Here is a 6,506-nt window from a genome sequence, read left to right as displayed (position 1 = left end):
GGGGGAAAGTGTATCCTTTTTTAGGGCCAAACGGTCTTTTGATACCCATTAATAGTAAAATGTGTATAATAAACATTTTTTGTATGAGTAAAATTTTTACTGGAAATTAGATGCGAAATTTCTGAAAAAATATTATTAACATTGATTATTACAAAGAAATATGATATAATTCGGTCACCAAAAACTGTATTTTTTTACTGTTTTTAATAGTACATAATTATAAGGGAGGGATTTTTTGTTTAATTTAGATAAAAATAAATTTTTATTATATATACGTTTATTATTTATGTTTGTATTTATAGAACTGGTCTTTTACTTCTTTATAAGTCCTGCTAAGCTAATGTATTATATTGAACATAGACACCATATTAATGACTTTTATTATAAAATGCAAATAATAAAAGATATTTTATCTACTTTATTATTCGCATTTTTAAATTCCATTCCAATATTATATTATAAGCTAATCATAGAAAATAAAAATGTTTTTGTTAATAACATTATGAAAAGTAGCATACATAATTTTAAAAAGTTTTTAGTAGCCAAATTACTAATATTAATAACTGTAGATATTATTTACTTCTGTGGGAACAGTATCATATTTTTTCACAGAGGTAAATTGTGGGAGCTTATTGATACATTATGGAACTGTGCATTTGTTTCTATTTCTTTCGGTATATTTGTGTATTTAAGTCTATTGAATATAGATAAAAGATCTTTTGAATTCAAAAATATATCAGCTCAGATAAAGTACTTTATTATTAATCTAGTGTTTTTAAAAATTATATTAGTATCAATAGTATTAATTTCTCCATCTATTATTTATACTGACTATATGTTAGACTTTGATAAAATGCTAAATAGGGACAATTTATTAGTTAATATACAAACTATGCAAATTGCAATTGGAAATATATCAATAGATCCTATATATTTAATTTTAAAGATTATTGGAGCAGCTTTAAATCAATTATATGTTTTAATTAAAGTTACAAAATTAGTTAAATGTATGCCTAAAGTTATAGAAAAGGGTAAACCAGTGAGTTAAATAATGTATATTGAAATTAAGTATATGGCAGTTATTTTGAATTATTTAGAATATCTAGTATCCCTCAGATGTCAGAATTCCAGCTATAGAAACTATACTTAAAATGTATAAACTACCTATCCCTCATCGTATAATCAAAATATGATTTAAGCTTTATACCTAATTCATATAATTAAGGTTCTTTATGTTTAGGATTATAGCATTACTTATAAAATTTTACATTCTAGAGTTAAGCTCATATGTTTAGAGCTCTTTTCTAATGGGACAATGTGCTTCCATATAATCCCATGATGTGATAAAATATATTTATAATTAAGGAATAAAAAATTTGCCTGTTAAGCATTTAGAAAGGAAAGATAAAATATGAAAAAATACTTAAAATTAATTTTCATAACATCCTTTTTGTTTATATTACCAATTAATTCTTTCGCAGAAGACAATATACCAGTGGAAGTGCAGCTAAATCAAAACAAAATAGATTTTCCAGATGCACAACCTGTATTAATTAAATCAGAGGGCAGAACTATAGTTCCCGTAAGGTTTATTGCCCAGCAATTAGGAGCAGTAATACATTGGGATAAGAAAAAACAAGAAGTATATATAACATTAAATGATAAAGTAATAGTATTAGGTATAAATAATAACTATGCCATGATAAACCAGAATAAAGTTACTTTTGATAGTTCAGCTAGATTAATAAACGGAAGAACCTATGTACCTTTGAGATTTGTTTCAGAAGCATTAGAATGTAGTGTAGATTGGGACAAGTATAGAAATATAGCCCATATTACATCAAAGGGAAATGAAAGACCTATTATTCTACCTAATAGAGCTACAGGGAATAAGGAGTTAGATGCAAAAGCAATTGCTTCACTAGATAGTAATTTTAAGATAAGAAAGGAAAAAGCAATTGGAAGTCCCTATCATAACGTTACTTATTCTGCTTCAGATGGTTCTAATACAAGATTCGGTATTAACTTTACTATTAGAGGTCCAATGGCAGTTCTTCATTTTGACAAATCCATACTTGAGTCAAGTGAAACAGAAAATGCATATAAAAAAGTACTTAAATTTTATTTTGGTGATGATTCAGATGAAGTTTTAGATTTTATAATTAAAATGGATAATAATAAAAAACCTTTTCATGAAAGTAAGAAGTTTAATGACATAAGGTTGGGAGTGCAAAGGCCAAGTAAAGGAGATAAACTTATGATATTCATAAGTTAGAAATTATAATCAAAATCTCTATTTTAAAATTTACAATTTACCCCTTGCTTTTTATAGCCTTATTCAAGAGGGGTAATAAGAAGATAGCTGGCCTCAGAGGGTTACATTTTCTTTGATTCAAATAATCCAAAATCAGATGAGGGGGCTTTGTATTTATTTAGTATTGATTATACAAAATAATTCTATAATGTGATAAAATATATTTATAATTAAGGAATAAAAAATTTGCTTGTTAAGCATTTAGAAAGGAAAGATAAAATATGAAAAAATACTTAAAATTAATTTTCATAACATCCTTTTTGTTTATATTATCAATTAATTCTTTTGCAGAAGACAATATACCAGTGGAAGTGCAGCTAAATCAAAATAAAATAGACTTTCCAGATGCACAACCTGTATTAATTAAATCAGAGGGCAGAACTATAGTTCCCGTAAGGTTTATTGCCCAGCAATTAGGAGCAGTAATCCATTGGGATAAGAAAAAGCAAGAAGTATATATCACATTAAATGATAAAGTAATAGTATTAGGTATAAATAATAACTATGCCATGATAAACCAAAATAAAGTTACTTTTGATAGTTCAGCTAGATTAATGAACGGGAGAACCTATGTACCTTTGAGATTTGTTTCAGAAGCATTAGAATGTAGTGTAGATTGGGATAAGTACAGAAATATAGCCCATATTACATCAAAGGGAAATGAAAGACCTATTATTCTACCTAATAAAGCTACAGGAAATAAGGAGTTAGATGCAAAAGCAATTGCTTCACTAGATAGTAATTTTAAGATAGAAGAGGAAAAAGCAGTTGGAGGTGACTATAATAGCGTTATTTATTCTGCTTCAGATGGTTCTAATGGAAGATTCGTTGTTGATCTTACTACTAGAGGTCCAATAGCAGTTTTATTTTTTGACAAATCAATACTTGAGTCAAGTGAAATAGAAAATGCATATAAAAAAGTACTTAAATTTTATTTTGGTGATGATTCAGATGAAGTTTTAGATTTTATAATTAAAATGGATAATAATAAAGAACCTTTTGATGAAAGTAAGAATTTTAATGACAGAGGTGTTGTATTACTAAGGGCATATAAAGGAAATGATCTTATGATATTCATAAGTTAGAAATTATAATCAAAATTTCTATTTTAAAATTTACAATTTACCCCTTACTTTTCATAGCCTTGTTCAAAGGGGGTAATAAGAAGATAGCTGGCCTCAGAGAAAAACTCAATTACTAATACTGGAAATCCCTCAATATTAATATGATTAAGAGTTTCTAATATGTTAGCTGTATTAAATCCTATATCACCTTTATTAAAAGAAATGATATTAGGCATAAATTTATGCCTAATATCATTTTTTTTTAGTTAAATGTATACACTACCTATTCCTCATCATATAATCGAAATATGATTTAAACTTTATACCTAATTCATATAATTGAGGTTCTTTATTTTTTAGGTCATAGCAGTCTTTATAAAATGTTACATTATCTATTTTGGTAAAGATCCATTTTCCATCCTGTTTTTCCACAGTTACATCCATAGTCCCTAAGTTATCCTTAAAGGAATTGGGAGGAGTGAATACACTAATATATAATGTCATCATTATATGATTATTTGTTGACTTTACTTTAATGGGAAAAAACTCAGTAAAATTATTATATCTCACATATATATTAAGGAAATCATTCCATGAAGGACTTCTTCTAGTTTCTCTTGTAAATTTTTTGAGGGCTCCGTTTGTAGCTGAAAACAAAAGCTTTTCAATATTCTTTTTTGATTCTTCTGATGATGCAGCATTAAATTTAGTTATATAACGTCTATTAATACAATCTACATGCCATAATATAGGATTAATATGGGTATTATATAACTCTAGAAACTCTTTATAGTTATATGAGTTAGATTTGTTCCATATTTCCTCTATCTCTTCTTGTAATGTATCTGTTATTTTAACGTTGAGAAGGTGGTCAATATATTTCATACCTACTAACTGTTCTTTATCAATTACAACCTTGCCATTTTGTTTAATTAACGTATATGCTTTTACAAATGTTGCTGTCTTACGAGTGGGATCATTGGTTTCAAAGTCTTCATACCCATAACCAAATTCACCTTGATAAATTAGAGGGTCAAAGCTTATTAATCGATTAGATTCCATCCACATCCCTGGTTCTATAGAAAACTCTCTATTGCTATTTCCATCCCATTTATTCGAGATACTCTAGCATTTTTCCCATATCCACTTTTTAATGCCTTTTCAGATAATACCTGTCTCCATTCTTCTTCTGTTACATTTCTAACTGAAGATTCATCAATCAAATCTAAGTATTTTCTAATTTGGTCATATCCCTCTTTATTAAATTGGCCTACTGATTCTAAATATTCTCTTTGAAAGATATGTATATGGCCATTAGGATAAAATGAATTGCATTCCCAAGATACCTCCCCCTCCAGTGATTCTATTAGAAAACGAATAGGAATATAAAAGTCATTGTTTAGAATAAAGGGGGGATTTTTTAATAGAACCGTATTACTATTCACTTGTGCTTCTTTTTTATCAGCAAAAAAACTTATAACTGTATCTCCGTTTATAATTTCAATACTTTTCGTTTGTTTATTTTCTTCTAGAGTTAAGTTCATATGTTGAGAAATCTTTTCTAATGGAACAAATATACTTCCATTAATATTTGCAACAGTATATTCCGTATCATATTCATTGAGGTTGATAGAAAATGACATTGATGTTAGATTTAAATCCGTTGCAAAGGAAGAAAAATTTAAACTTAAAACATATAATAAAGAAATAATAATGATTTTAAATACCTTTTTCATTTAATACACACCTTTCAAATAATCTACAATAATTGTTAAGCTTTGTTTTAAAATAACTAGATAAAAGTTTTAAATATCTAAACCTTTTACATATTACCATATTATACTATAAAAACCATAAAATTTCTAGAGTGTTATTAAGATTTAACTCTTGAGGAAAACAAGTTATCCGTAAATTAAAGGAAGCTGTAAAAAACTTGGTTGTTAGAAGTCTTGCATATTTTAAATCATATATATAGAAGGCCAATGCTGGATAAAAAAAGGAGATACTTTGGAATATTCCAAAGTATCTCTTTTTTTTATCTAGTTAATAGATTTAGAAAGTAAAATTAAATAATTTAATTTTTAAAAGTATATATCAGACCATGAAAATATTTATTTAAAGAAATCTTCGGGTATCAAAGTTTCTGTATCTAATCTTATTTTATCAATCATATAGTCATTGCTTTCATTAAAATATTCAAAAACAATATAGAGACTAGCGGATTTTTCTAAATTATAATTATCAAGTTTTGATAAGTTCTTAGTAAACTCACCTAAATTTATAATATCTCCCTTATTAAACTCCATTAGTTCATTAGAAGAAACAGCTTTAGCTAAAAGAATATCTTCTTTATCAGCTCTTTCATAAACAATCTCTACATTATATAAAGAGATATTTTTTAACTTGGTATCATCAATATAAGTTAATATACCTCCATCTAAATACAACCTATTATCAGATAGTATTAGAATAGTGTTGCTTATTCGCCAGTTACTATTTTCTCCATTTATTTTATATAAGTTAGTTATTCTTTTTTTTAACTTCTCAGTTTTTATATAATAATCTTCATTAATTTCTGACCACAACAATAGGGTGATTAAGTTACTTACTATTAATAATGATATTATTATTATATAGTACCTTTTATTCATAGAACACCTCCTATTACAGTTATATGGTTAGTATCTTAGGGTATATTATATCATATTAGAATAAGCAAGAAAGATTAAAGAAAAGGGGATATAAAGTTTAATGTAGAAATATAAAAAAGATATTGACATAGATTTAGGTGTATGATATAGTAATAAAGGTCGCAACGGAGAGCCAAATGGTTTATATGTTGGGAAAAAGTTGTTGACAGTTGAGTCAAAGTTTGTTATAGTACTAAGAGTCGTCCCTTACGGGGCATGACATCTTAGAACTTTAGAAAAAAAGTTCTTGACGGATTCGAAAGAATCTGATATAGTGTTAAGAGTCGCAACAAAAGAGATTGTTGCCAAATAAATTTGGTCTTTGAAAATTAAACAGTGCAAGTCAAGCACATCCCAGATATTAATTTGAGATGAAAAACATTTAACACCAGCGTCACATTGAGTGACAGGTAATAAAACTTTTAATTTGAGAGTTTG

7 protein-coding genes are annotated in these 6,506 nt (G+C 26.9%); 3 read left to right on the top strand and 4 right to left on the bottom strand.

The genetic code is table 11. From position 1 onward, the window contains the following. The first annotated feature begins 235 nt into the window (after positions 1-235). From V6137_RS20375 to V6137_RS20365, 3 genes are all read left to right on the top strand, one after another. A complete protein-coding gene (locus V6137_RS20375) occupies positions 236-1,048 on the top strand; it encodes a hypothetical protein (RefSeq protein WP_425449784.1) in 813 nt (270 codons plus the stop codon). A gap of 363 nt (positions 1,049-1,411) precedes the next feature. Next, positions 1,412-2,275: a copper amine oxidase N-terminal domain-containing protein gene (locus tag V6137_RS20370; protein WP_425449783.1), complete on the top strand. Its 864-nt coding sequence runs from the start codon at positions 1,412-1,414 to the stop codon at positions 2,273-2,275. A 260-nt stretch (positions 2,276-2,535) separates the two neighbouring features. After that, positions 2,536-3,399, top strand: a complete 864-nt coding sequence (locus V6137_RS20365; RefSeq protein ID WP_425449782.1) for a copper amine oxidase N-terminal domain-containing protein — start codon at positions 2,536-2,538, stop codon at positions 3,397-3,399. 44 nt (positions 3,400-3,443) lie between these two features. Here the strand turns inward: V6137_RS20365 and V6137_RS20360 are convergent, their stop codons facing one another. From V6137_RS20360 to V6137_RS20345, 4 genes are all read right to left on the bottom strand, one after another. Then, positions 3,444-3,614 carry a hypothetical protein gene (locus V6137_RS20360; protein ID WP_425449781.1) on the bottom strand — a complete coding sequence of 57 codons (171 nt, stop codon included), beginning with the start codon at positions 3,612-3,614 and terminating at the stop codon, positions 3,444-3,446. Between the two features lie 43 nt (positions 3,615-3,657). Then, positions 3,658-4,440, bottom strand: a complete 783-nt coding sequence (locus V6137_RS20355) for a hypothetical protein (protein ID WP_425449780.1) — start codon at positions 4,438-4,440, stop codon at positions 3,658-3,660. A 14-nt stretch (positions 4,441-4,454) separates the two neighbouring features. Beyond that, positions 4,455-5,114: a copper amine oxidase N-terminal domain-containing protein gene (locus tag V6137_RS20350; protein WP_425449779.1), complete on the bottom strand. Its 660-nt coding sequence runs from the start codon at positions 5,112-5,114 to the stop codon at positions 4,455-4,457. 375 nt (positions 5,115-5,489) lie between these two features. Beyond that, positions 5,490-6,029, bottom strand: a complete 540-nt coding sequence (locus V6137_RS20345) for a hypothetical protein (protein WP_425449778.1) — start codon at positions 6,027-6,029, stop codon at positions 5,490-5,492. Positions 6,030-6,506 lie beyond the last annotated feature (477 nt).

The sequence above is a fragment of the Dethiothermospora halolimnae genome (genome assembly GCF_037577855.1).
Classification (GTDB): domain Bacteria; phylum Bacillota; class Clostridia; order Tissierellales; family VENL01; genus Dethiothermospora; species Dethiothermospora halolimnae.
Note: the sequence above shows the minus strand (reverse complement) of the source record. Positions and strands in the feature narration are given on the sequence as shown.